Source organism: Serratia sp. CY74737 (genome assembly GCF_052166775.1).
In the GTDB taxonomy this organism is placed as follows: domain Bacteria; phylum Pseudomonadota; class Gammaproteobacteria; order Enterobacterales; family Enterobacteriaceae; genus Serratia; species Serratia ureilytica.
In genome coordinates this window covers 179,380-201,048 of sequence record NZ_JBJNOF010000014.1, presented here as the reverse complement: position 1 = coordinate 201,048, position 21,669 = coordinate 179,380, and the positions used below count along the sequence as shown (strand labels likewise).

Genomic DNA, 21,669 nt, shown 5'->3' with positions numbered 1-21,669 from the left:
CATTACTCCTTCTTATTCATCGCTTCATCATCACGCTTGATCCCCGGTGCCGGGTTGTTCTGCGGCAATGGGTCAAGGCCTGACTTCAACTTTTCCTGCTCTTTGGCCTGCGCACGGGCGCTGTTGCCATTCTCCTGCGCGAAGATCACACCGTTTTTTACATACGGCTGATCTTTGTGGATCTTCAGCCAGGCGTCCCACAGTTCCTTATCGACCGGTGTGAGGCCATAGCCGCCGATAATTCGCACATCTTCGCCGCGGTAACCCGCGACCGCCTGCCGATGGCCGTCGACTTCCAACACCAAACCGTTCGGCAATTTGCAGCCAACTGTTACTTGCTCTGCCATCTTTTAAACCCCCAACATTTGTGCGTAAGCCAGCGGTTGGCGAATGATCGCCCCCCAGGTACCGGCGGATTTTTTCTGGTGCCAGGCTGAAGACTCCGTCACCACGGCGTGCGCGCGCATTTTCTCGGTGAACGCACAGTAACCGGTGTCGTTCTCCCCGAGGCGCTCGGCAATCAGCTGAACCACTTCACCCGCGTCGCTGGAATACTCCACCGCCGTTTCGATGGTCATATTCGGGAAGTTTTTCTGCAGAAGATCTGAAACGTTGACCTTGTATTGGTTGGTCTTCGTCAGGTTTGCTTCCGATGTCGGGGACATATTCAGCTTCATCGCGTCGGTACGTTCGACATGACCTTTGGTCTGACTGGCGAGCTGCTTGTACAGCTTGACGACGTCGTTATAAATAGCGTCGCCATCCTTATCGTCCCACTTCAACTTGCCGCCGACGTCAATCGGGGTAATCGGCGCCGACAGCGATGGATCGTTCAGCATGCCGTAGTTCTGCAAGCCCTCGATGCCGTAGAAGTAGGATTTATTCTGGAACTTGTTCAGCACCAGAGCAGACGCGACATTCAACTCCGCCGCCCAGCCAATGCGCGCCGCGCCGTACATATCCAGTTCGCGTTCACCCCAGCGGGTGTGCGTCTGGTAGTGGTAGCTCTGGCGTGGCACCCAGTTTGCGTTCGCGGTTACCATGCCGTTGTTGTTGTAGTCGCCGTAAGAGCTGGTGTCACCGGCTGATTCCACGATCGGGAATTGAGTGGTCAGCGTCGTCCAGTCGCCCTTTTTGGTTTCGCCCAGGATTTGGGCTGCTTTCATCGGTGTCACCAGCACGCGAATTAATTCTGGATCAACGTAGTTGGTGAAATAGGCCGGCACGCCGGAGTTTGAGACCGTTACCAGATTAGGCTGCGCATCCATCGCCAGCGCGAAATCGCTCGCGTACTCCGGCGGCAGGTAAGCCTGCGCGCCCGGCAGGATGATGCCGTAATCGCGGCTGGCGGTAGCGTAATGCTGCTTAAATTTATTCATCACTTGCTCCAGGTGCTGATTTTGATACGTTCTTTGGCCGCCGCGGCGCTGGCCACCGAGAATGCCGTTTCCGCAAAGCCTTCAATGGTCGCGCCGGCGGCACCGGTAGCAATCTCGCCGGTGGTCAGTGACGCAAACACTTTTTGGCCGACAGTGGCTGCCGTCGTGGTAACCGCCCAGTAATCACCGCCGGTGTGCAGCGTGCACTCTCGCCCCGGCTGGATCACATTAGACGCCGCGCCCAGCCATTCAACGATTGACGCCTGGCCATCGCGAGGAACAAACCCCGACGGCGCGCCAGTGCCTTTGTTCGATGCCACGCCCTTCACCACCCAGGCAAATCGCCCAATGGTTAACCCGTCGGCGCCGGTGACCAATGCCCCATCACCGGCCACATAGCTGGTGTACGGGTTGTTACTGGCAAAAGCCCCCTCAATACCCGGAGCCGGGTATTGGTTAATGCTCGTCTGAAATCCTGACATGTTAATAACCTCGTTTAAGTTTGCCGGCGGTAGGGAAGTCGGCAGCGAAAGACGATGCAGCCGCGGAGTCATGGGCCAGCTTCGGCGCCTTGACGGCCTGTTTTTGTTCTACGGCATACTTCACCATGCTGCGGTAAGCGCTTGGGTGTACGTCGGTGATATCGATCCCGGCCTGTTCGAGCGCGGTGCGGTAAACCTCCTCGGCGGAGTCCATCGCCACCACGTCACCAATCAGAGGACGCACCTCACTTTCAGCGGTGCGAACCGCCTGGAAGTTTTTCGCCGCCGCCTTGGTGGCGTTGTCAGCCGCCAGCCTGATAGCTGCGTCCATCGCCGGTTTGCTGACCGTATCGGGATTCGGTTTTACCGGGTCTTTTGCTGGATCGTCCGGGGTGTCATCCGCCGCCGGCATCAGTACCGCTTTGATTTTTTCCAGCACTTCCTCCGGCACTTTGTCGGACAACAGCGCCAGGATGCTTTCCAGTGGGTTTTCCGTATCAAACGCTGGCCCGTTCTCTTCCGGCTCGACCACTTCTTCGGCGGCCTCCATCAGTTCGGCAAGCTCGGCCGGCTCGATTTCCATATCCTGCGCCAGGCGGCCGGAAAACGCGGATTTGACCGCATTCGCGATCGCATTGGGGCGTTTATGCTGGCCCACTAATTGCGTGAGGTCTTTCGGCGAGGCGTCTTGCGCCAGGCGAGGTTTAAGATAGGCGCCCAGCGCTGCGCGCATGGCGACACCCTTGCGATTTAATTTCATGTTTTGTAACTCCTTCGGGAGGCAATCAAATACCAGCACATCGGATCCGGCCCGGCCGTCACCGACCAGCGCCACGTGGTTACCGACGATATCCCGCATCACGCCGTCAAATTTGACGCCATCCGGGGTAACGCCTGGGGTCATGTCAGCGACGTACGCATACGACGATGACAGTTCTCGTTGCTCGTCGGTCTCGATACCGGCGATGGCGGAGTTGTCCCAAATCGACAATCCGTTTGTTAGGTAGGTGCCATCAAAATCACTGTTGGCGTGCGTTGCCCCCACCCGAAGCTCACGCGCGGGCGCGCCTGGGTAATCAGGCTTGTGTCGGCAAAGGATGGGGATGTTATTGAAGGTTTTCGCTGCCTTGCGCAGCTCGTCGGGGTCGCGGTACAGCATGTACAGCCGGTCGGGCTCAAGTCCCAGCGCCTCGGAATTCGGGATTTCTCGCCCGTAATAGCCGCACACGTTGGCCTTGCTGATGTTGCTGCGTTCGACCTGCAGCCGTCCGACCTTATCAATTTGCCGCACCGAACCCCGGTCAAATGCCAGTCGTTCAGTCGTCATTCATTACTCCAGTCCCGGTAAAATCGCCTCCCATCCACACCTGCAACGTATTTTTTGCCCTGGCATGATCCATTCGCCATCGATAAACATGCCTTTGTCCAGATCGAACTCTTTGCCGTCGGCTTTCACATGGGAGATGCGCGGCTCTTTCCCTGCGTGGGAATGGCGCCAGCGCCCCCGGCGGATGCCAAGCGCACGCTGGCGCGCCGACTGCATGGCAGACGTTGCCTTGTTGTTCTGATCCAGCGCGATAAAAGCCGCCCGGCGCCGGGTGACGCCATAGCGCTGTTGCAGCTCTTTTGTCAGGGTGCCGAGATCACGCCCGCGAGATACCGACTGCATTACCAGCGTTTCGACCTGCGTGAGGTATTGCTGCGGAATGGAGCGGATCAGATTGACGTTCTCGGTGATGGTCGCCTGCAGTGCGTTGTTCATTTCCGCCGTCATTTTGAAGGGCACCGTGAAACCGGCCTGCTGCAATGCAGTGGAAAGCGACGCATCGCTATTCTTCATCACATCAGAAGCGAAACGCTCAGCCAGTTTCCCGGCCAGCACATCGAATTTTTTTCGCCAGCGCCGCGACAATTTGCGCATGGCATCACGCATCATGATCGCCGGTGAGGCATCCTGCGCCAGCCCGGTCTGCCGGTATTCGGCGCGCAGCCAATAGAGCGTGCTGTTGTGCAGCTCCTGCACCGCCCTATCCAGCTGCCGCCGGTACCAGGCCTCAATCCCCGCGTTGGGTCGGATCTGACGGAGGGTCTTTTTCCGACGCGCTTTCCTCGAGGTTGAAGTTTTCGTCGTCTTCGTCGTCGTCAATCTCAATCTCCCCGCTTAAATCCAGACCGCTGTAGGGGCTGTTCGGATCCGAGGCCAATTTTTCGCGCACCTCGTTATTCGTCACCGCGCCGATACTCTCGTAAATCTGGTCCGTCTCCGCTTCTGTTTTGCGGATGGCGGCCTGCTGTTCACGCGTCATTTCGTGCAGGGATTCAAATTCAAAGGTGATATCCGGATCGATGTCGCCAAACTCCGAAAGCTGGATAATGTCCATCACGCGCTTTATCGGGTGCTTGAGCAATCTGGACGCGCCGGCCGCTATCGTGTCGTAGAACACCTTGATCTCGCCCTCGCTCGAGGCATTCAACCCCGTGGGGCTCAGGCCTGCGAACTTCACCGACGGGATCGCACTGACAAAGAACATGTGCTCTTGTGCCTGCGCCTGCAGCGTGTCCAGCCCACTCAGTGGCGTGTTGAACTGGAAGAACTCCTCCTGTTGCTTGTCCAGAATCAACAAGCCGCGCGTGTCCCGCGTGCGGTTATACAGCTCCGCGCGCTTGGCATAGTTGGGATCGTTCTTTCCGCTTAACGCATTCCCCATGTTCGTGAGGATGCCGCTCAGGGAGAAGGAATGAAGCACATCACCCACGCTATCGCGGGTACGCAGCCAGTTATTGACGTAGGGCTCGGCGATTTGCGTCAGCGACAAGCCACCGAAGTTATAGGCCGGCTTCAACATGTCAGGCACCGGCCGGGAAATCAGATCCAACATGCGGCTGGCGTGCACGGTCTTACCCATCACGAACCACTCCGCCGGCTTGTAGAAATCATCGCTCAGCGGGTTATCGGCGTTGTAGATGCCTGGGTAGGTCCATACCGGCTCAATCACGCGAAAGCCCACCAGCGAGCCGGGCGTGATTTTTTTGTTGGACAGGAACAGCCGGGATTGCAGCTCCTCCGGATCCGTCCATGCGGACAAACCGCGCGGGGAACGCACATCGATGTATATCTGGCCGCGGCCGAAAAATCCGTCGTGCTCAATAGCCAGGCGGAAAACATCCTGCACCTTGTAGCGCTCCATCGCCTTAACGAGTAGCGCGATGCGGTCAGCCTTGCTTTCATCCCCGTCACTGGCCGCTTTAACCTTGATCCATTTGCGGGTCATTTCCTCGGCGATCACGCTCACCATCCGGCGATATTCCGGCAGCTGGGCGAGTTGAGCCAAATAGGGATAGCCTGGGAAGCCGCCGAAAACGTAGTCAGGGTAGCTGCCGTTCAGTGAATCGTATGGCGTTGCATCCATCGCAAGAATTCCACTGCGGATATCGTCAGGGATAACACCGGCCGGCGGTTCGTACTTCTCGAACTCACGCCGCTTTTTGTGTCCGACCTCGGCGAGCATCTCGTCGCTGATCGCAATCCCTGGCGATTTTGGCGCCTCCTGCACTGGCGGCGCCTCGTCACTCGTTTTTTTTCGCTTAAAGGGCCACATCAAATACTCTCCAAAAAGTCGTCGGAAATGAGCATAGGCATTTCCATTGGGGCGTAGGCGATCATTGCCGAGTCGGCGAGGTTCGGTGATTTGGTACCGTCAGGCTTTTTATCAACCACGATTTTCCCCACACCATTCACCGTGTAAGTGGGCTGGGATAATTCAATAACCAGCTTGTCCTTTTTTTTCATCGTCCCAGAGATGGAAATAATTTCGTCAGGATCAAATTCCATCCCTTCAGTCACTGCGCGGTAGGTTTTTTGGAACCGGGTACGCAGTGACCACCACCCCTGTGCTTTGGCATTGGCGAAAAAGTCCTTGTTAAGACGGGCTGGCCGTCCGTTATCGCCACGAACGGCCTCGCCTTCAGGATCGAATACCGCTCCGCTACCGCGGAATGGCACAGCGACAATTGTTGGTATGTCCTCGGTTTCACGATTTTCGTTTATTACCCGTGCGTCGCCGCGCGCCCCGGCCCCCAGACCGTCTGAGTCAAACCTGAAGTGATCAAGCAGTTGCTGATCGCAAATGTTAAAAGCTTTCTGAACGGTTCCAAAAATGTCGTCGCCCTTCCCCGACCACTCGTCGATATCCTCCAGGAGGAAGCCGTGACGGGACGTAAAAGCGTTGGTGTCCTTGCCCTCATCGGCAACATCCAGCGCCCCCATGCGCACGCCCGTTGGCTCGATGCCAAGCACGATGTGAGCGTCGATAGCCGCCTGCACCCATGCAGACGGGATCAGCACACCCTCGACGGATGCGCTGTAGTTGATGTCGATTTCCTGTGCCACGGTGACAGCGTCGAGCTCCTCTACCTGCTTGTCGTACCAAGCCTGGTCTTTGCGAGGGTCATCACGCCAGTGGAACGTAAACACGTCGATCTTGCCGCTATGACGGCGCTCAGCGAAGGAGTTGGCCATGCCGTTCGGCGTTGAAATGTCCTGCCGGCAGTTGGTGGTGGCAGACAGCGACGCATCAACCAGATAAGGCCGCTCCAGGAACGCGGATTCGTCCACGATGTAGAAACTGGTGCGGTCACCACGCCCGATGCCGTCGCCGGCCTCACCGGTCATTGCTGATTCGGTTTCCGGGAATAGGATGCGCATGTGCGGCGCGTGCTGTTTGGCACTCCAGCCGCCGCGAAACTCTACCGGCAACAGGCTAATGAAGTTACGGGCTTTGTCGAACAGCGACTTCGGTGAGCCGATTTTATCAACGTATTCTTCTTTGCGAGAGCCGAAGCCGGCGAAAACGCCCCGATTAAACAGGCAGAGCGACGACGCCATCCCCACCGTCAGCCACGACATGCCCATGTCGCGGGTTTTCTCCGTGATGCCGGGTTTTGATGCCCGCCAGTGCTCTACAAACCACTGGATCCACTCCTCCTGTTTTGGGAACAGCAGAAATGGGATGCGAGCCGGTAAGCCACGCTCGACGTTGCGCGGGTCAACCGTCATTCCCCAATCAATGATGAACTGGGCCGGGTGGTCCTTATAAAAGGCCTTCATGATTGGGAGCGATTCAGGATTAGCCCTGATACGCTGCAGGCGTTCCATCCGCCATTCGAACACCTGGGTGTAGTCCGGGTTTTTGAAGTCGAAGGGGAATGGTATCGGCATAATGAAAACGACCTTGTTGATGTTTGCATGCAAAAGCCACATATTAGATGTGCTTATTAACAAAGGAGATTTTTATGAACAATGCTTTTGATGTTGGTGACTTAGTTAAATTAAAATCTGGCGGTCCAGACATGACTATTCAGTCAGTAAGTGAAACATCGACCTCATATTCATATTGGTGTCAATGGTTTGCTGGGCGCAAGCTTGAGCGCGGCAATTTCTCGGAAGCTTCTTTGGAATCAGCTGAAAATGGAGAGAGCTGAAGTCGCTCAGTGGATGCTAACCGCTCTACGACGCGATAAGTGTCTTTATCAGGATGATGTTGTTGATTACCTGATCAAAAATAATGACGAATCGCACTTGACCGAAAATACAGATGGTAACCAAGTTTTGGGACGCCCTCTCCTGAATGAATTTCTCAACTTAACGAGAAATGATGTTGTTTGGGTTCGTTCCGGGTTTTACTGGCGCTATCGAGTTGCCGAGGATGAGCCAGGCAGAAATGCCCGCGGTTAATAAATTGCTCACATACAAGGGGGTGCAATATCGCCCCTTTTTTTCAACCCATCATTTTCCGATAAAACTCCGCAGCCTCTTCCGTCGTCATATTGACGCTCTCGGTTTTAACCGGGCCACCATCAGGACCGCTCAATTCAGTCTTGGTTTTTATCATTCCAAGATGCTGGGCAACCATTTTCAGTGCGTCGTCCTGATTGCGGGTGATCACCTCAATACCAAATTTACCTTCCTTGATGCCAGCGAACAGGCGGCGGGCAGCCCCTTTTAAATCACGCGTGTCGTGGAAGTGGGCGCGGCCCTCACCGGCACCATTGCAACGTGGGCAATCAGGGTTTGGATCCAGCGTGGAGTCAAAACCGTAGCCACCTTTGTCTCGCGGCGGTGGTTTCTTCGCTGTCTTGGCCTTCTCGCTCGCCTCTTCATACTCAACAGCGTCACGCCACTGGTACTGAAACCCAAAGCCCCAGCAATGGCGACAGCACAACCGGCGGTACTCGGTGATCTGGTTGGCGTCGGCGGTAGCGATGTCCCACCACAGTTTCAAGACTTCATCCTGGGTGATCTGGGTGCGACGTTCGCGAGCAGCCAGCGCGTCGCTGATTGCCCTATTCACCTTAGCGTTTCTATACATGCGGCTAGCGCTGACATATGCCGTGTTGCCCTCGCCTTTGCCTCCCGCACGTTTGTATGCTGCCGTCCTGTTTAGGTCGATGAGATATTCATTGACGAAACGCCACTGCATATCGCTGAGCCCGTACTTACGCGAGTCTATGGAAAATTCTTCCTCTCCTTCTACAGCATCACGATGCAGTTCCTCTATAACCTTTTCAGGTGTTGAGTTCTGCATTTTTTCCTCGTTACGCACCTTAGCTTTTTGCGTACCTTTTTTGCGTACCTGCGTACCGGGTTGCGTACCAGTTTTCTCACTGCGTACCCAACCATGCTTTTTGGCCCGCTTTCTAATGGCTGCTTCACTGATGCCGTAAATCTTTGCCATCTCACGGAGAGAAAGCTGACCGGCACAGTAATCGCGCTCAAGGCCGCTTTCTTCCGGTTGTGACATAGCGTGCTCCATAAAAAAAGCCACCAGCACTACCCCCACAGCGAGCAGGAGTAACGAGGTGACTTTGCTTGCGCATTACACAGCATCCTCGTAAGGTTGCTTTGTAATGCTCACATGAAAATAACCACTGGTATGAGAATCGATGAAAACTGAAATGGACAAGATGTGGGGTAAAAAGGACTCACCCGAGCAAATCCATCTGAAAACAATTCACGCTCAATGCAAATGGGTTGAATTCGCAGCATCGTTCGAAGGAACGGACAACCCAAGCCCAGAGCTAAAATCAGCTTTTCATTCGATGTGGATTGAATTAGGTGGATCCATTCGATCATGTATAAACGATGACAAGAAACTTCTTCATGTTCTAAGGACATTGTTGCCTGCCTATGGCGGCGAAAGTTTAATCGTGTATCGAGGCGAAAATCTCGATCGGTATAATCAAGGCGTCATAGGGTTTTGCTGGACACAGAAAAAGGATAAGGCTTTGCAATATGCCAGGGGACTTAATGCATGTGGTTCAGGTGGCGTACTTTTACAAGGCTTGGCACCGCCATCAGCAATTATTGCTACTGCGGACACCCATCCAAATAGTATGCGTCTTGGGGAATATGAAATCACCGTAGATGGTTCTGCCATCAAAGATTTGCAGAATCTCGGGGAATTTCCCCCCTCACATTAACCAGCCACACTCTCGCAGTGGCCGCGCCCATGCCCTTGAGTCTCCGTCGCCCTATGGCCGCCCATAACCAGTTCGGGATTGGCGTTCCCGATGCTTCCCCGGCGCTATTTTGATTCATTAACCCTAACCAGATGCGAAGCTGGCTCACGACGAGAGACTCGGGTGCAGGTTATTACCCTACAATTGCCGCCCTTCGGCTGCTGCGGTCTAACCGTTTTATTTCAGCATTTGTTGCCTCCACTGATTCAGCGTGGCCACCTGGCCGGCGCAGATTGATAACGCTGTTTGAAGCGCCAGCGCGTGGCTGCCGATATCCCCCCAGGTATCACCCTGCAATTTTGGTTGTTCGCAGGGGGTGAACACTGATTCAGGGGGAAACAGCACGAGCGGCGCCGGCGTCGGTGGTGTCCGTTCCGCGCAGGAGGCCAAGAACAGCGGGAGGAGCAGCGCGCCGGCTACACTCGTCATTCTGGATTGCTTCACGATATTTCCTCTGGTAGTTTTCGCCCTGCTGGCGCAGCTGCTGCTCTCTCCGTTGCTGTTCGGCCATCATTGCGCGATTACGGGCGTCATCCGCGCGCAGTGTGGTGATCAGTCCTGCCTGCTGCGCCAGCGTCTTCTGCTGTTCAGCAGCCTGCTGGCGTGCCAACTGCAACCGGTGCGACAACAGCGAGCTGTAACCGCCAAGAAAGATAGCCACCAGCAACAGAAGCACCAGGCTGCCGTCGGCGATCTTGCTCATCCAGCCTTTCATGATTGGCCCCAGGTGCAGACGGTGTTTTCGACTTCACGCCGGGTGATCAGCCCTTTCCACTCTTTGCCGCCGGCATACTTCCAACGCTTCAGTTCACCGCACGCACCGGCCGGGTCGCCGGCATTCAATTTTTTCAGCATCGTGGAGCCGATGAACGCATACGGGCCGACGTTGTACGAGAACGAGTAAATAGCGGCGCGCTGGGTTTCCGTGGTTTTCACCTTGATCGCAGGATCGACAATCCGTGCAACTTTCTGCAGGTCAGATTTCAACAGCGCATCGCATTCTGCGTCGCTGTATCGCTTGCCGAGGATAATATCGGCACCGGTATGTCCATCGCAGACCGTCAGAACGCCGACAACGTCGCGATAGGCCACATACCGCCGCCCCTCTAACCCATCGTGGCCGCCGAGCATTGCAGTGGCGATCGCAATCGCCCCGCCGCCACCGGTTATGGCAGCGACGATTTTATTTCTCAAATGTGAGTTCATGGCTTCACTCGCTCATCGCTTTATAAGCTGCTTTTGCACGCTCTTTGTCATAACCGACGGCTGTGAGTTTGTTGACCAATTTGCGTTTGTAATACCAGTTCACCCCCGCCGTAAAAACGGCAACGAGGATCCCCACTAATACAGCCCAATCTTGCAATGTCATGGCGCCAGCTGCGGCCAACAGTGAAGCAACCCAGTACGAGAGCTGGGAGCTGTATTTGTCCATCTTCATACCTCCCCCTTCCGGGGATCTGTCCCGGTACCGGGTGATAGGAATGGTTTAGCCTCCCGCCTAGTCACTCAAGATCAGGATATGTTTGCAGTGTGATTGATTGATTTAGCAAGGAGGCGAAAACGAAAAGCCCCAGCAATTAGGCTGAGGCTTGGCAGGGTGTCGTGGCGGCCGGTGCTTATCTTCGGCTTGTCTCGGAGGACTGCAATTCACCACAACGAAAAGAGTACTATTGCTGTGCCGATCGCCCGTTAAAGGACTCAAGCACTCTTTCCGTTGCGCTCCGATTAGTGCAGCATCCCATCGAGGGAGGTACTCACATAATCCGGGGGGGATTAGATAACGAGTATCAAGTGAGTACCTCCGTCTGATGAGTAGCATTCATCAGAAACATGACAACATTATCATTCTATTCAATCACATACTTGTATTTATGAACACCCGTAAGATTGTCTAAAAACATACTGGAATTACGTTATCTACTCGGTATAACGCCGAATTACAGAATTTTCTTACTTTTTGGGAAATCGGCTTGCCCGCTTAAAAGCATTGTTGTAGTGTCGCCAAAAGACGACACACACAGCACCTCATCGTCTACACAAAAATCATGTAGCAATCATCCTTTCAACCCGCCGCTGTGCGGGTTTTTTTCTGAGGTTTGTCCTAAAAGGATGCATTACTTCCTCGTAAAACTTGCCCCCACTTCGGAATAGTCCTAAGTTGAAAATGTCATATAGAGTTAGCAATCTCTTATATGGACTTTGTAACACTTGAAACACCAGAATGGCTTCTCTAGCCCGCACACGCGGGCATCTTACCCAGATTAGCCCTGGCGATTAGAAGAAACATCGAACCGACAGAGTTCGCAGCAATACCAATACATTAATCGGGGATAATGATATGAAAAAAGACTTAGCAGCAGCTGTCGCTATTGGCAGCGTCATCTTGTTCGCCTTACTGGTTGGTTCTCCGTCAATCATGGTTTCTCTGATGCCCTAAAAGAGCACCAGTTAGGGATCTTTTGTTTTCAGCGTACACAGGGCATAGTCAGCAGCCGAAAAGAAAGAGACGATCAGGTTATTGCGAAGACGGGGCACAAGATACGAAAATCCCTTTTTACACCTGGATAAAAATGCATAAACCCGCGCAAGGCGGGTTTATTTTGCGAACTTCTCTGCTTCATCCAGGGTTTCCACATGGCTCACACCAAGCCATATGGTTGTAAGCAAACCAACTACATACCCGGAAGCTTTACTATTAAGCACCTTATTAATTAGCGTCAACATTTTACACCTCACAGTAGCTATATGGTCAGGTTACTCTCAAAGGAAATACTAAAGTACTAAATTTGAGGTTCTTTACACAGACTCACAAAAGCGAGGTCTTGAAAGTTGATAAGCTACGTCACTGCGTAACCACTCTTATCACAATAGCCAGTAAAATTCGTAACGAAAAGAAAAATTTTCTGTGCTGGATAAGGCTTAAGATTTCTTTTCACTCAAATCTAAAATGACACCATCATGAATCTAACCCATATCTGACGTTTCACTTCAGCGTAGTTACCACAATCACTGAAGTAAGTTCATTCAGTAACTGGATTTTTCCTTTGATCACGTACTGTAAGGAATATATGAAGTAATCCCATCGCCCCATGTGCAAAGAAATAAGTCTCAATAAACACAGTAAGAAACTTATGAAAATGAAGCACATCCCGAACCAATACCGATGATGCCCCAAGATTTGCGTTTAGCACAAACCAGAGTCCACCGCATAACGCTACTCCCAACAAGGCCAGAACTCCAAGCCCTTGAATCAATGCAGCTATACCGCCAGCGTGCGCCTCTGGAAGGCGAAGTGAAAAGAGTGTTTTTATATCCTCCGTAATGCCACGAAAATCGAGCGCAAGCCAAGAGTAATAGTAGCGGAACCCACGGTTAACCAACATCCAGACGAGCATGACAAAACCGAGTACGATAAGCGCAAATCCTGAGATGACATGAATCCACGTCACAATTCCGACTGCAGTAGGGTCACCTAAAGAGCTACTCTCAGTAAGATTTGAATTAATGATCTGCAATAAAATTAGAAACGCAACGATGATATGCAAAACGCGAAAAAAAGGTGTGTCTTTATGCGGAAGTGCATTACGCAGCTGTTCGTTCATCATATTACCACTCAGTTTACAGGGACAATGTCTCATGAGTATGGTACAAATTAATTAACAAAACCTTAAGTCGTGACGTTTTTCTTCTCGGAGCGAACGATCTATTCCAAAAGATTCTCGCGAGCTCTAACTAAGGTAAAGCTACTGCAGTTTCGAACAATGCTGACGACGCAGCATTGTCGAGCCAAACCAAGGAAACGATCAGTTCAAGCTTGAGTTGATGCAGACAGTTTATGCGTCCAGGCGTCCATCTCAAGTGATGCGCCAGTCATCGCCAGACAGCCTTCAATAAAGCTTTCCGCCATCATCAGTTTCTGCCGCACACTGCCCTCAGAAATCTTCCAACGACGAGCTATGGCTGACTTGGAAACCCCATAGCAATAATGCAGCATGATGACGCCAAGCTCTCTCTCATCGCGAACTTTCTTCAACCTTCCGACAGCACCATCGATGATCAGTCCGTCATTATCGCAGCATGAGGGCTTGCTCTTACGGGTATCCGGGAGCAGTCCTTTAAAACCGGCTGCAATTGGAGAGTAGTCCACTCCGCTGTTGTCCTGCGCCCACTGCCCCCAGCGTTCTAAAACCATCTGTATATCGCGCATTATAATTTTCCTTCCTTTCTCAAAATTTCTTGAGTGCGCATGACGCCTTCGGCGTGCATAAGCCGGGCGTCGTTCGCGTCGATAAGCCGTGTGCGACGGTCTACTTCATCGTGACAGGCGCTGCAGGCCCAAGCGGCCTGTGTGTCGTCTGGTTTTATTGCCGTGCCACAGGTGCCGGCCAGCCGGTAATGCGCCAACACAGTGGTTTCTGGGTTGAAATTGCATACGCCGGGGATCCGCACCTGACACTCTCGGCCGCGAGCCTCTTTGGTTAATTTGCTCATGACGTGTACCCCATCAGCTGGGCAGCAGCGTTTTCTGCAGACTGTTGATCGGGGAAAGTGCGAAACAGGATGTAGTTCCAGAGCACATCTAGGACAGCTTTGTAAAATTCGCCGAATTCGATGTCGTCCATTTTGGCGAACGAGATCGACTTTGGCTCATTACGAGTGGTTCCGTCAGGCATGACGAATTTGGTGGAGAAGCCCGCTTGAATAGTTACCCATGCCCGGAAAGCTTCGAATGATTTTGCGGCGCTGATATTCCCAGCTCGCTTTTCTGCTAAATCTGCAACATATTCATCGGCAGCGGACTGCAACGCATCTTCACCGCCGGCGTAATATGCGAGGAATTTTACATACCCATTCACAAGCGCTTTGTCTGCGGGGGATATGGTGCCACCGGTCGGTTGCCAGTAGTCGAAGCCGAGATTCAGCAACGAGAACAGCTTGCGGTGAAATGCCGGGTTTCGGGCCTGTTTGAAATCGGCGTATAAAACAGAGCCGACTTTTTTGGATCGCAGAAAATCTCTGGCATCCCGGGTCGCGGGTACCAGCAGATCACCTGCTGCTTTGATATACGAATACTGCGCCATAGAATGTTCTCCAGTAGCGCAGCAGTTGCTCAGAATATGAATGGGCTGGGTGTTCAGTCCAGCCTATTAATTATAGCGCGTTCTCATCAGGTCTTACAACTGAATAACCTGCGGACTTTGCCAAATCAATCAACGCGTTAAGTGAGGCTATATACTCGTCTTTCTTGACGATACGAGTTCCGATTATAGTACCGTTATCACAGGTGATAACTATCCTACCGGTGCTTGGCAATAGATAATGAAAATCTTTAATATCAATCAATTAACTATCTCTTATTGTGTATTGCAGTGATATTGCATCAAATAACTGTACAAATAAACAGTATTTGTTTTTGTGCCAAGCATTAAACAAAAAACCGCCTTACGGCGGTTACGTTATAGGTGAGAGGCAGACCAAGCTTGATGCGGATTACCCTTCTTCAGCACCCGTGTGCCAATTCAGATGTTACCTGAGCCTCTTGGCTTTTCACGCATTGACCATACCCCACAACAGGCATGGCGAGAGTCTCTCAGGTCACAAACCCAAGATAACAGCCCCAATACGGCCCAACCGTACCAGGCAACCCTCTTCTCGCTATCCACTCTTTTTCAGTTTACCCCTGGCTCAGGCACCTAGATGTTGTGCTCCTCGGAAGCATAAGGGGGAGTTCAAAAACTGGGTCAAAAAAACCTCCAGAACTCCGATGGGTTAACTGAGCAATGATAACATTAAATATTAAAAGAAAACAATGGGGACATGTGACAGCGAAGATATCATTCAACAAAAAATAATTATAAATTGAATTTTTTACTGTATTTTTAAACATATAACACTCACAGTAAGTTACTGGTATTATATAAAAAAACTCAAGGTTATAAACATGCCTATTACTAACCAAAAACTCCACTCAGCAACCTTTAAAAAATTAAAGAATCTTACTAACACCGAAGAAATTAATTTTGACAATACACTAATGACTGCAATTATGGGGCCAAATGGCTGCGGTAAGTCAACTATAATTCATGCGTTAGCTTGCTCTTTCAAACCATTGGAACAACCTGGATTAAACAGAGATAACTATAAATTTAGCACTCATTTCTTTTTATCTACTTCAGACTACAACTGGAGTGGGAGTGCCTTTACGCTAAAAATTTCATATAGAAATGAAAGAGCCGTTCACAATAGGGTTGGTGTTGAATATGCAAAGGTAGACCGATGGACACCAATTTATGATCGACGTCCAGAAAGACATGTTGAGTACATAGGAATATCTTCCTGCGCCCCTAGGATAGAAAACGAATCAAGCATTAGCATTGTGCTATTTGAGAGAGAAGAAACAGATGTCGATTTAAAAAACTGGATAGTCGCAAAGGCTGGTTTTGTTTTCAACAAAGCGTACACTGATTACTCCAAGAGACTCAAAACAAGAAAGCAATATATAGGTGTTAGATCTGGAGATATTGAATATTCTTCTTTGGCAATGGGTGCGGGAGAGCAAAGAGTATTCTTCATGCTAGAAAAATTATATTTATCTCCTAAAGGCACACTCTTTTTGGTTGATGAAATTGATCTTTTGTTACATACTGATGCTCTCAACCGATTATTAGACGTGATCTATGAACGTGCATTAAGCAAAGATATACAGGTGATTTTCACAAGCCACCGCGAGTCTATATTAGATTATCGCAAAGATCGTTTATCTATAATTCATTTATATCAGTCGCAAAATAGAACCCTTTATTTTGATAGGACAACGCCGGCTGCAATCCAGAGATTAACTGGGCAAGTTCCTAGAGATATATCTGTTTATGTCGAAGATGATCTTTCAAAATTCATCATAGAGAAAATTGCAAGTGAGTTTGGGATAAGAAGATATTTGAAGGTTAGTTTGTATGGCTGCGCATCTAATTCTTTCACTATCGCAGCGGCCTTAATTATGCAAAATAAAAACATTGAAAACACATTAATAGTGCTGGATGGGGATGAATACCCAAACATTGAAGAAAAACAAAGGCAGATTAAATCAAAGCTAAGTGGAACTGAAGTTGATAATCCACAAAAAAGAGAAAGCGCGTTGGGTATAATCCGTCAATACAATCTGCAAGAAAATGAAAAACCCGAGCAAAGAATAAGCAAATTGATATTATCTCTAAATGAAAATGACCATGAGACCTCTGAAATTCAAAATACAGTAAGGGGTATAGTTAATCCTAGAGATACTCATGATTTTGTTGATCAGGCAATAGAGCAACTAGGATACGGCAGGGAGCCTGGTTTAACAAAAATTATTGACAAAGCTGCTATTGCAGATGATTGGCCTGAGTTTACAGCACAAATAAGAGAATGGATGGAAGATATAGCGCCACGATTTAGAGAGTAAACTTAACCAAAATCTCGCAGTAAAAAAACGTAAACTAAACGCAATTAAACACGTTTGGTTTACGTAATTATCTCACACCCTACTCTTCTTTTGCGCCAGTAATTCAGGCGTGCTCTGAAATGTTCCCGGTATTGCTCCGGCGCCTCTTCAATCGCCACCAGCACCTTTGTGCGGGTGATCTTCCTCGCGAATAAATCGCGGACCAGGCCACAGGCGCGCAGGTCGAACTGCTCTAAATCGCGTTGTTCCTGCGTCCAGGCGCCTCGATTGAATGGCAGGCCGGGCGGTAGATAGTCCGATTGCCCGGCCATGGTTTATGCCCTCGATTCGGCCGCCAAACGGCGCATGACGTCTTTTTCGCGTGGGGGTACCCCACTTGCCACGCTTTTATGTATCTCGCGGCGTACGGCCGTTAGAGGCTTCAGGATGTGCAGTACCCGATCGAGGGGCATACGGAGCATCAGCGCGATGCTTTCGGGAGAGCGACCCAGGCGCTGCAGCTCGTAGATACCGGTCATCCCCCGGCGGCCGTAGCTGATACGGTCACCGATTTTGACGATCGGGCCGGATTCTGCTGCCGGCCGGGCGACGCGCTGGGGTTTCGGAGGTGGGCAGTACGGCGCGCGGGAACGGGCGCGGGCTGCCTGGTTGATGCGGTCGAGAATCGCCGGCGCGTGGTCGCAGCCGTCATCCATCACAAACCGCTTATCGCGGATCATTTCGTTGATATTGCTCATGGTCTTTCCTCGTTTTGGTCGTTCAAGCGCTGGTCAGGCGCCGGTTAAAAACTCTTTGTCGCTTCGTTCTTGTCGGCGTAACGCCGCTCTCTCGTTTGCCCGGTTTGCGCCCGGCGCGCGGCCTCCTCGTCGGTTATGTCTCGGATATATCCGTTTTCCAGCAGCGCATACGCGGTGCCAGTAGCGCCCTCGCGGTTCAGGCGCAAAATCACTTCCATCAGCTGCGGGTCGGCGCCTTTGGTGTATACGGCGTCGCGGTACAGGCCGATCCACACGTCGCAATCCTGCTCGATCTGGCCAGTGTCCTTACTGTCGCTCGGCACCGGGCGCTTGTCGGCGCGGTCTTCTAGTTTGCGGTTCAGCTGGGTCAGCAGCAGCACCGGGCAATCCAATTCTTTGGCCAGATTTTTAAGGCCAGTGGTGATATCGCCATACGCAATATCGCGGCGCTCGGCTTCCTCGGCTTTCATCAGGGTCAGGTAGTCGATCGCAATCAGCCCCACAGCGCCGCGCTGGCGCTTCACTTTGCGGCACTCCGCCACGATGTGCGCCAGCGTTACGCCCGGCGTACTGTCGATCATCAGGTTTGACTCGGCCAGCTCCGTGGCCTTAGCCATCGCGCGCGCCATATCGCTGTCGTCGTGGGCGCCAACGTAGAAAATTTCGGACTTCACGCGGGCTTCCTGTGCGACCATTCGCTCGATGATCCCTCGGTCGGTCATTTCCAGGCTGAAAACGAGCGTCGGCAGTCTGTGGTTCAGCGCAAAGTGCGCGCCGACTTTGTTGTAGAACGCCGTTTTGCCCATCTTTGGCCGAGCCCCCACCACTACTAGCGCGCCGCGCAGCACCTGTTTCGGATACATCAGTCGATCGAGGCTCTCGATCCCCAGCGTCAGGCCGGCGGCGCTGTCCGGGTCTTGGAAGCGGCGATCCATTTCATCCACCCACTCGCCGATCACTTCCCCCGCAACGCGCAGGCCGCCGCGTTTGCCAGTTCTTGCATGGTCGGATACCGCGGTGATCATCTGCTGCACGCTGGCGAGTTTGCTCGCTGCATCCATGCCGTTGTTAGCGCCCACCAGCTCAACGCAGGCGTAAAGCTTCTCCAGCGCGTAGCGGAGAACGGCTTTCTCACGCACGGCGTGCGCATAGCTGACCATCGCCGGAACGCTGGTATTACGGCCGGTTTCCGCCAGGTACGCGAACCCACCTACCTGTTCCAGCACGCCCTTGCTCTCGAGCGAATCGCTCAGGGTGATCAGGTCAGTCGGTCGGCTGGCGTTCACCAGTGCGCGCAGCTCGGTGAAAATTATCCGGTGTGCCGCCAGGTAGAACGATTCCGGCTTCAGCAGGCCAAACACTGCCGCCGCCCTGTCGTGCTCCGTGTTGTGCATCAGGCTGCCGAGAATGGCCTGCTCAAGGTCGATGTTGTACGGCGCGGCCGGCAGGTTATCGATCATCGGCGCGGCCCTCTTTCACGGCGACATAGCAGCGCTCAGTGATCAGGTAGTCGAAGTTTTTACGGCGCCACTGGCCACCGCGACCGTTCGGCCGGTCTTCCAGCATCCACCGGCAGTTCTCGGCGATAAACTGCAGGTATGCCTGCCAGCGGGTTTCGTTGAACTTGAATTTCTTCCAGAAGTTACGCAGCGTGCGCTTACGGGTATCCGTCAGGATCTGCACCGTCGCCATTTCCGGCAGCGTAGCGTGATAGGCTTCGAGGATTTTTTGATAATCAATCCGATCGGCCTGCGGTTGCTCAGGGTGATCAGCGCCAGCTGATTCACCATCAGTAATCTCTGTAGTAGTCTCTGTAGTAATCTCTGTATGAATGTTTGCTGGTTTTCCCGCAGCAGGCTTGCTGGTTTTCCGCACGCTTGTTTGTGGAAATTCCGCATCCTTGCATGCTTCTGCAAGTAGTTGATTTAACTTATCTACGTTTACTTTGTAGAAAAGCTGAGCTGGTAGTCCCCTCTTCAACTCGATCAGCAATCCGAGTGAGCGGAGTTTCTTCCGCGCGCCCTCTTGTTCGTAGCGAGTCAAGCCGGTTTCGCTTTCCCAGTCCTCCTGGGTTTTGTACACCCAACCGTCCTCGTCGTTCGTTCGGTTAGCCCAGTAGACCAGTTGTGATAGCAGCAGCGCCCCCGTAACACCGGCACCGAGGCGAACAAAGCTGCGCTGAAATGCGACCGGGCGATCGAGAAGCTGTAAAATATCCATCATCAGATCCCCAGCGAGTCTGCAAGCTGGCGGCACGCATCCTGGTACTGCTCCGGCGATAAGTTTTCTTCACGCAGCGCGGCCTTGCCCTGCTCGTATTGTTCCCAGACGGCATGCGCGGCAGCCTGGCGATCTTCAAAGATCGGTCTGATTTCTGCGGCGTCGGCGGGCATGCCATTCAGGCGCCAGCCGTTCCGGTATGTGATGTGGTTGGCTTGCATTGGTCTTTCCTCGGTACAAAGTTTTACGCGGCGCTGGTCAGGCGCTGGGTTTCCTGCAGGGCGACAAGTGCGCCGGCAATGCGCTGCGGCGTGTCACAGGCGCCGAGCAGAATTGCGATAATCGCGGCGGCAAATTCACGGATGGCCACCGACAGCAAATACTGCTGAGTTGGGCCGGCCAGCCGGGCGCGCCGTTCCGCCGGCAGCGCGGATAGCATGGCGTCGGCCAGCTCCTGCACCTTCTCACGCGCGGCTTTCGACTCGCTGCGCATATGGCGGAAAATCGCCTGCCGGTTGGTATTGATCGCCCGCCAGTCGGCGGCGCCGGTTTCATCCTCGATCGGGTACAGCCGAACCCGGTCACCGTCGGCGCCGAGCAGGAACCATGCGCGGGTGATCTCGATGGCAACGTGTTCCTGCCCCTGCTCCGCCGCCCAGCTCACGATCTCGTTTTTCAGTTTCTCGATGTTTTCCACTTCGCGTCTCCTGTCGCTCGAAAACTAATTTTGCTTAATCAGCTTTCGGTGGGGTTGGTTGTTAAGCTGCATCCGTTGATTTCGGGTGCTGGTATGCCGCGGGGTCGTAAGACAGCTCACCATCAGTTAAGCGATCTAAACGAGCAGCGCGTCGTTCGGGAATTTGCTTCCCCCAACGCGATACTGAAGCCTGCGAAACGCCCGCGGCTTCAGCGAGTTTGGTTTTATTTCCGAAGAATTTAACTGCGTCTTTAGTAAGCATTCTTGCCTCCTGTGATTAACATTTGTTTAAAAATTACAACTTAACAAAAGCTAAGTCAAATTAATTTATAGTAACTGGATGAAAATGACCTCATTAAGCGACCGCATGAAGATGCGCAGGACAGAACTGGACATTTCACAGCAGCGACTAGCTGACGCTGTGAAGGTTTCTCACGTCACAGTTTTTAAATGGGAGAACGGAGACACTGAACCGAAAGGCAAAAACCTTTTTCTGTTGTCTAAAGCTCTACGCTGTACTCCTACCTGGTTGCTTTACGGTGATGAAGATCAAACCCCACTCCCTGCCGATCAGCTGCCTGTAGAGCTTGACGAACGACAAGCCAAGCTCATCGAACTATTTGATTCTCTTCCTGAATCAGAGAAAGATCGTCACTTGGCTGATCTAGAGGCCAAGGTCAACGACTTCAATGCTCTTTTTGAAGAGCTTTTGACTGCAAGAAAAAACTCAAAGAAAAAATAGCCTAAATATCAGTAAGTTACTCAATGCGACGCAGAAACTTAACTTTTTGCAAGCAATTTCCATTGACCATTAACTTACCTTTAGTTAAGCTAATTTCCATCAACAGCGCACTAACCCTGCAGCGGTTGTTCAGAAATGTTCCGCCAGCCGGGCGATACGCGGCAAAGGATTTAAGCGTGGTGGTCGTAACTTCGGGGCGTTGTTCTCGGCCACCACAACCCGAAAGACATTGCTGTGTGTAGTCTTTCGCCCCGCGCGCCGGGGCAATTTTTTCACCCAGCAAATTGAGGAAAGACCATCGGCCTGACCAGCCTGACAGCCGGGAAAGACCGGCAACCACCAGACGTAAAAAAACCCGCCGAAGCGGGTTCTTTTACCCCGGCGCCGACCAAAGCAACCGGGAATGATACAGGGGACCAACCCTGTATCGAGGAAAGACCAATAACCCATGGA

At 52.3% G+C, this 21,669-nt stretch carries 29 protein-coding genes; 5 read left to right on the top strand and 24 right to left on the bottom strand.

Features of this window, described 5'->3' with window-relative positions; genetic code table 11:
- Positions 1–2: 2 nt before the first annotated feature.
- The 7 genes from ACJ8PE_RS19610 to ACJ8PE_RS19580 are packed head-to-tail and all read right to left on the bottom strand — an operon-like array spanning position 3 to position 7,079.
- Positions 3–347 carry a hypothetical protein gene (locus tag ACJ8PE_RS19610; RefSeq protein WP_164120309.1) on the bottom strand — a complete coding sequence of 115 codons (345 nt, stop codon included), beginning with the start codon at positions 345–347 and terminating at the stop codon, positions 3–5.
- Positions 348–350: 3 nt separating this feature from the next.
- Positions 351–1,379 (bottom strand): DUF2184 domain-containing protein, encoded by a 1,029-nt coding sequence (locus tag ACJ8PE_RS19605; protein WP_442536848.1) that lies wholly within the window; start codon positions 1,377–1,379, stop codon positions 351–353.
- Complete coding sequence (locus ACJ8PE_RS19600; RefSeq protein ID WP_442536847.1) at positions 1,379–1,861, bottom strand: structural cement protein Gp24; 483 nt, start codon at positions 1,859–1,861, stop codon at positions 1,379–1,381. Before ACJ8PE_RS19600 ends, ACJ8PE_RS19605 begins: the two co-directional genes overlap by 1 nt.
- 1 nt (position 1,862) lies before the next feature.
- Positions 1,863–3,188, bottom strand: a complete 1,326-nt coding sequence (locus ACJ8PE_RS19595; protein ID WP_442536846.1) for a DUF2213 domain-containing protein — start codon at positions 3,186–3,188, stop codon at positions 1,863–1,865.
- A gap of 3 nt (positions 3,189–3,191) precedes the next feature.
- Positions 3,192–3,875, bottom strand: a complete 684-nt coding sequence (locus ACJ8PE_RS19590) for a phage head morphogenesis protein (RefSeq protein WP_038875869.1) — start codon at positions 3,873–3,875, stop codon at positions 3,192–3,194.
- A 40-nt stretch (positions 3,876–3,915) separates the two neighbouring features.
- A complete protein-coding gene (locus tag ACJ8PE_RS19585; protein WP_442536845.1) occupies positions 3,916–5,460 on the bottom strand; it encodes a DUF1073 domain-containing protein in 1,545 nt (514 codons plus the stop codon).
- Positions 5,460–7,079: a TerL protein gene (locus ACJ8PE_RS19580; RefSeq protein WP_213928138.1), complete on the bottom strand. Its 1,620-nt coding sequence runs from the start codon at positions 7,077–7,079 to the stop codon at positions 5,460–5,462. Before ACJ8PE_RS19580 ends, ACJ8PE_RS19585 begins: the two co-directional genes overlap by 1 nt.
- A gap of 74 nt (positions 7,080–7,153) precedes the next feature.
- Here ACJ8PE_RS19580 and ACJ8PE_RS19575 point away from each other — a divergent pair, with 74 nt between their 5' ends.
- Both ACJ8PE_RS19575 and ACJ8PE_RS19570 read left to right on the top strand, forming a co-directional pair.
- Complete coding sequence (locus ACJ8PE_RS19575; RefSeq protein ID WP_099782372.1) at positions 7,154–7,342, top strand: YodC family protein; 189 nt, start codon at positions 7,154–7,156, stop codon at positions 7,340–7,342.
- Entirely contained in the window at positions 7,329–7,595 is a 267-nt protein-coding gene (locus ACJ8PE_RS19570; protein ID WP_099782373.1) for a DUF6953 family protein, read from the top strand. The genes ACJ8PE_RS19575 and ACJ8PE_RS19570 overlap by 14 nt, the downstream gene beginning before the upstream one ends.
- Positions 7,596–7,638: 43 nt before the next feature.
- On the opposite strand, the gene ACJ8PE_RS19565 is transcribed toward ACJ8PE_RS19570, so the two are convergent.
- Positions 7,639–8,661, bottom strand: coding sequence for a terminase small subunit (locus ACJ8PE_RS19565; protein ID WP_442536844.1), 1,023 nt, complete (start codon positions 8,659–8,661; stop codon positions 7,639–7,641).
- Positions 8,662–8,803: 142 nt separating this feature from the next.
- Between ACJ8PE_RS19565 and ACJ8PE_RS19560 the strand changes: the two genes are divergently transcribed.
- Positions 8,804–9,340 (top strand): hypothetical protein, encoded by a 537-nt coding sequence (locus ACJ8PE_RS19560; RefSeq protein ID WP_286653143.1) that lies wholly within the window; start codon positions 8,804–8,806, stop codon positions 9,338–9,340.
- A 216-nt stretch (positions 9,341–9,556) separates the two neighbouring features.
- Here the strand turns inward: ACJ8PE_RS19560 and lysC are convergent, their stop codons facing one another.
- The 8 genes from lysC to ACJ8PE_RS19520 all read right to left on the bottom strand — a co-directional run bounded on the left by lysC (position 9,557) and on the right by ACJ8PE_RS19520 (position 14,460).
- Entirely contained in the window at positions 9,557–9,808 is a 252-nt protein-coding gene (gene lysC, locus ACJ8PE_RS19555; protein WP_442536843.1) for an Rz1-like lysis system protein LysC, read from the bottom strand.
- The gene (locus ACJ8PE_RS19550) at positions 9,708–10,094 is read right to left on the bottom strand and encodes a hypothetical protein (protein WP_442536842.1); all 387 of its coding nucleotides are present in this window, start codon (positions 10,092–10,094) and stop codon (positions 9,708–9,710) included. The genes lysC and ACJ8PE_RS19550 overlap by 101 nt, the downstream gene beginning before the upstream one ends.
- Positions 10,091–10,585 (bottom strand): lysozyme, encoded by a 495-nt coding sequence (locus tag ACJ8PE_RS19545; RefSeq protein ID WP_089194581.1) that lies wholly within the window; start codon positions 10,583–10,585, stop codon positions 10,091–10,093. Before ACJ8PE_RS19545 ends, ACJ8PE_RS19550 begins: the two co-directional genes overlap by 4 nt.
- 4 nt (positions 10,586–10,589) lie before the next feature.
- Positions 10,590–10,817, bottom strand: coding sequence for an HP1 family phage holin (locus ACJ8PE_RS19540; protein WP_060424656.1), 228 nt, complete (start codon positions 10,815–10,817; stop codon positions 10,590–10,592).
- Positions 10,818–12,399: 1,582 nt separating this feature from the next.
- Positions 12,400–12,981 (bottom strand): cytochrome b/b6 domain-containing protein, encoded by a 582-nt coding sequence (locus ACJ8PE_RS19535; RefSeq protein WP_442536852.1) that lies wholly within the window; start codon positions 12,979–12,981, stop codon positions 12,400–12,402.
- Between the two features lie 206 nt (positions 12,982–13,187).
- Positions 13,188–13,586 carry an antiterminator Q family protein gene (locus ACJ8PE_RS19530; RefSeq protein ID WP_089194580.1) on the bottom strand — a complete coding sequence of 133 codons (399 nt, stop codon included), beginning with the start codon at positions 13,584–13,586 and terminating at the stop codon, positions 13,188–13,190.
- Entirely contained in the window at positions 13,586–13,870 is a 285-nt protein-coding gene (locus ACJ8PE_RS19525; RefSeq protein ID WP_060424662.1) for a DUF1364 domain-containing protein, read from the bottom strand. The genes ACJ8PE_RS19530 and ACJ8PE_RS19525 overlap by 1 nt, the downstream gene beginning before the upstream one ends.
- Positions 13,867–14,460, bottom strand: a complete 594-nt coding sequence (locus tag ACJ8PE_RS19520; protein ID WP_442536841.1) for a DUF1367 family protein — start codon at positions 14,458–14,460, stop codon at positions 13,867–13,869. Before ACJ8PE_RS19520 ends, ACJ8PE_RS19525 begins: the two co-directional genes overlap by 4 nt.
- Positions 14,461–15,320: 860 nt before the next feature.
- Between ACJ8PE_RS19520 and ACJ8PE_RS19515 the strand changes: the two genes are divergently transcribed.
- Entirely contained in the window at positions 15,321–16,820 is a 1,500-nt protein-coding gene (locus ACJ8PE_RS19515; RefSeq protein WP_197817375.1) for an AAA family ATPase, read from the top strand.
- Positions 16,821–16,879: 59 nt separating this feature from the next.
- Here ACJ8PE_RS19515 and ACJ8PE_RS19510 read toward each other — a convergent pair whose 3' ends face one another.
- From ACJ8PE_RS19510 to ACJ8PE_RS19480, 7 genes are all read right to left on the bottom strand, one after another.
- Positions 16,880–17,131, bottom strand: coding sequence for a hypothetical protein (locus ACJ8PE_RS19510; RefSeq protein ID WP_442536840.1), 252 nt, complete (start codon positions 17,129–17,131; stop codon positions 16,880–16,882).
- 3 nt (positions 17,132–17,134) lie between these two features.
- Positions 17,135–17,557, bottom strand: coding sequence for a hypothetical protein (locus tag ACJ8PE_RS19505; RefSeq protein WP_442536839.1), 423 nt, complete (start codon positions 17,555–17,557; stop codon positions 17,135–17,137).
- Between the two features lie 44 nt (positions 17,558–17,601).
- Positions 17,602–19,017 carry a replicative DNA helicase gene (locus ACJ8PE_RS19500; RefSeq protein ID WP_442536838.1) on the bottom strand — a complete coding sequence of 472 codons (1,416 nt, stop codon included), beginning with the start codon at positions 19,015–19,017 and terminating at the stop codon, positions 17,602–17,604.
- Entirely contained in the window at positions 19,007–19,780 is a 774-nt protein-coding gene (locus ACJ8PE_RS19495; protein WP_442536837.1) for a replication protein, read from the bottom strand. The genes ACJ8PE_RS19500 and ACJ8PE_RS19495 overlap by 11 nt, the downstream gene beginning before the upstream one ends.
- Positions 19,780–19,998 carry a hypothetical protein gene (locus ACJ8PE_RS19490; protein ID WP_047568246.1) on the bottom strand — a complete coding sequence of 73 codons (219 nt, stop codon included), beginning with the start codon at positions 19,996–19,998 and terminating at the stop codon, positions 19,780–19,782. Before ACJ8PE_RS19490 ends, ACJ8PE_RS19495 begins: the two co-directional genes overlap by 1 nt.
- Before the next feature lie 23 nt (positions 19,999–20,021).
- Entirely contained in the window at positions 20,022–20,474 is a 453-nt protein-coding gene (locus ACJ8PE_RS19485) for a toxin YdaT family protein (RefSeq protein ID WP_442536836.1), read from the bottom strand.
- Positions 20,475–20,535: 61 nt separating this feature from the next.
- The gene (locus ACJ8PE_RS19480; RefSeq protein WP_077038962.1) at positions 20,536–20,736 is read right to left on the bottom strand and encodes a Cro/CI family transcriptional regulator; all 201 of its coding nucleotides are present in this window, start codon (positions 20,734–20,736) and stop codon (positions 20,536–20,538) included.
- Between the two features lie 78 nt (positions 20,737–20,814).
- Between ACJ8PE_RS19480 and ACJ8PE_RS19475 the strand changes: the two genes are divergently transcribed.
- Positions 20,815–21,216, top strand: a complete 402-nt coding sequence (locus ACJ8PE_RS19475) for a helix-turn-helix domain-containing protein (protein WP_080335416.1) — start codon at positions 20,815–20,817, stop codon at positions 21,214–21,216.
- 16 nt (positions 21,217–21,232) lie between these two features.
- On the opposite strand, the gene ACJ8PE_RS19470 is transcribed toward ACJ8PE_RS19475, so the two are convergent.
- Positions 21,233–21,556: a hypothetical protein gene (locus tag ACJ8PE_RS19470; protein ID WP_442536835.1), complete on the bottom strand. Its 324-nt coding sequence runs from the start codon at positions 21,554–21,556 to the stop codon at positions 21,233–21,235.
- Positions 21,557–21,669: the final 113 nt, after the last annotated feature.

Bases quoted from the DNA above. Each gene is read 5' to 3' on its own strand.
- ACJ8PE_RS19610 (WP_164120309.1), bottom strand. From the start codon at position 347: ATGGCAGAGCAAGTAACAGTTGGCTGCAAATTGCCGAACGGTTTGGTG.
- ACJ8PE_RS19605 (WP_442536848.1), bottom strand. From the start codon at position 1,379: ATGAATAAATTTAAGCAGCATTACGCTACCGCCAGCCGCGATTACGGC.
- ACJ8PE_RS19600 (WP_442536847.1), bottom strand. From the start codon at position 1,861: ATGTCAGGATTTCAGACGAGCATTAACCAATACCCGGCTCCGGGTATT.
- ACJ8PE_RS19595 (WP_442536846.1), bottom strand. From the start codon at position 3,188: ATGACGACTGAACGACTGGCATTTGACCGGGGTTCGGTGCGGCAAATT.
- ACJ8PE_RS19585 (WP_442536845.1), bottom strand. From the start codon at position 5,460: ATGTGGCCCTTTAAGCGAAAAAAAACGAGTGACGAGGCGCCGCCAGTG.
- ACJ8PE_RS19580 (WP_213928138.1), bottom strand. From the start codon at position 7,079: ATGCCGATACCATTCCCCTTCGACTTCAAAAACCCGGACTACACCCAG.
- ACJ8PE_RS19575 (WP_099782372.1), top strand. From the start codon at position 7,154: ATGAACAATGCTTTTGATGTTGGTGACTTAGTTAAATTAAAATCTGGC.
- ACJ8PE_RS19570 (WP_099782373.1), top strand. From the start codon at position 7,329: ATGGAGAGAGCTGAAGTCGCTCAGTGGATGCTAACCGCTCTACGACGC.
- ACJ8PE_RS19565 (WP_442536844.1), bottom strand. From the start codon at position 8,661: ATGTCACAACCGGAAGAAAGCGGCCTTGAGCGCGATTACTGTGCCGGT.
- ACJ8PE_RS19560 (WP_286653143.1), top strand. From the start codon at position 8,804: ATGAAAACTGAAATGGACAAGATGTGGGGTAAAAAGGACTCACCCGAG.
- lysC (WP_442536843.1), bottom strand. From the start codon at position 9,808: ATGACGAGTGTAGCCGGCGCGCTGCTCCTCCCGCTGTTCTTGGCCTCC.
- ACJ8PE_RS19550 (WP_442536842.1), bottom strand. From the start codon at position 10,094: ATGAAAGGCTGGATGAGCAAGATCGCCGACGGCAGCCTGGTGCTTCTG.
- ACJ8PE_RS19545 (WP_089194581.1), bottom strand. From the start codon at position 10,585: ATGAACTCACATTTGAGAAATAAAATCGTCGCTGCCATAACCGGTGGC.
- ACJ8PE_RS19540 (WP_060424656.1), bottom strand. From the start codon at position 10,817: ATGAAGATGGACAAATACAGCTCCCAGCTCTCGTACTGGGTTGCTTCA.
- ACJ8PE_RS19535 (WP_442536852.1), bottom strand. From the start codon at position 12,981: ATGAACGAACAGCTGCGTAATGCACTTCCGCATAAAGACACACCTTTT.
- ACJ8PE_RS19530 (WP_089194580.1), bottom strand. From the start codon at position 13,586: ATGCGCGATATACAGATGGTTTTAGAACGCTGGGGGCAGTGGGCGCAG.
- ACJ8PE_RS19525 (WP_060424662.1), bottom strand. From the start codon at position 13,870: ATGAGCAAATTAACCAAAGAGGCTCGCGGCCGAGAGTGTCAGGTGCGG.
- ACJ8PE_RS19520 (WP_442536841.1), bottom strand. From the start codon at position 14,460: ATGGCGCAGTATTCGTATATCAAAGCAGCAGGTGATCTGCTGGTACCC.
- ACJ8PE_RS19515 (WP_197817375.1), top strand. From the start codon at position 15,321: ATGCCTATTACTAACCAAAAACTCCACTCAGCAACCTTTAAAAAATTA.
- ACJ8PE_RS19510 (WP_442536840.1), bottom strand. From the start codon at position 17,131: ATGGCCGGGCAATCGGACTATCTACCGCCCGGCCTGCCATTCAATCGA.
- ACJ8PE_RS19505 (WP_442536839.1), bottom strand. From the start codon at position 17,557: ATGAGCAATATCAACGAAATGATCCGCGATAAGCGGTTTGTGATGGAT.
- ACJ8PE_RS19500 (WP_442536838.1), bottom strand. From the start codon at position 19,017: ATGATCGATAACCTGCCGGCCGCGCCGTACAACATCGACCTTGAGCAG.
- ACJ8PE_RS19495 (WP_442536837.1), bottom strand. From the start codon at position 19,780: ATGATGGATATTTTACAGCTTCTCGATCGCCCGGTCGCATTTCAGCGC.
- ACJ8PE_RS19490 (WP_047568246.1), bottom strand. From the start codon at position 19,998: ATGCAAGCCAACCACATCACATACCGGAACGGCTGGCGCCTGAATGGC.
- ACJ8PE_RS19480 (WP_077038962.1), bottom strand. From the start codon at position 20,736: ATGCTTACTAAAGACGCAGTTAAATTCTTCGGAAATAAAACCAAACTC.
- ACJ8PE_RS19475 (WP_080335416.1), top strand. From the start codon at position 20,815: ATGAAAATGACCTCATTAAGCGACCGCATGAAGATGCGCAGGACAGAA.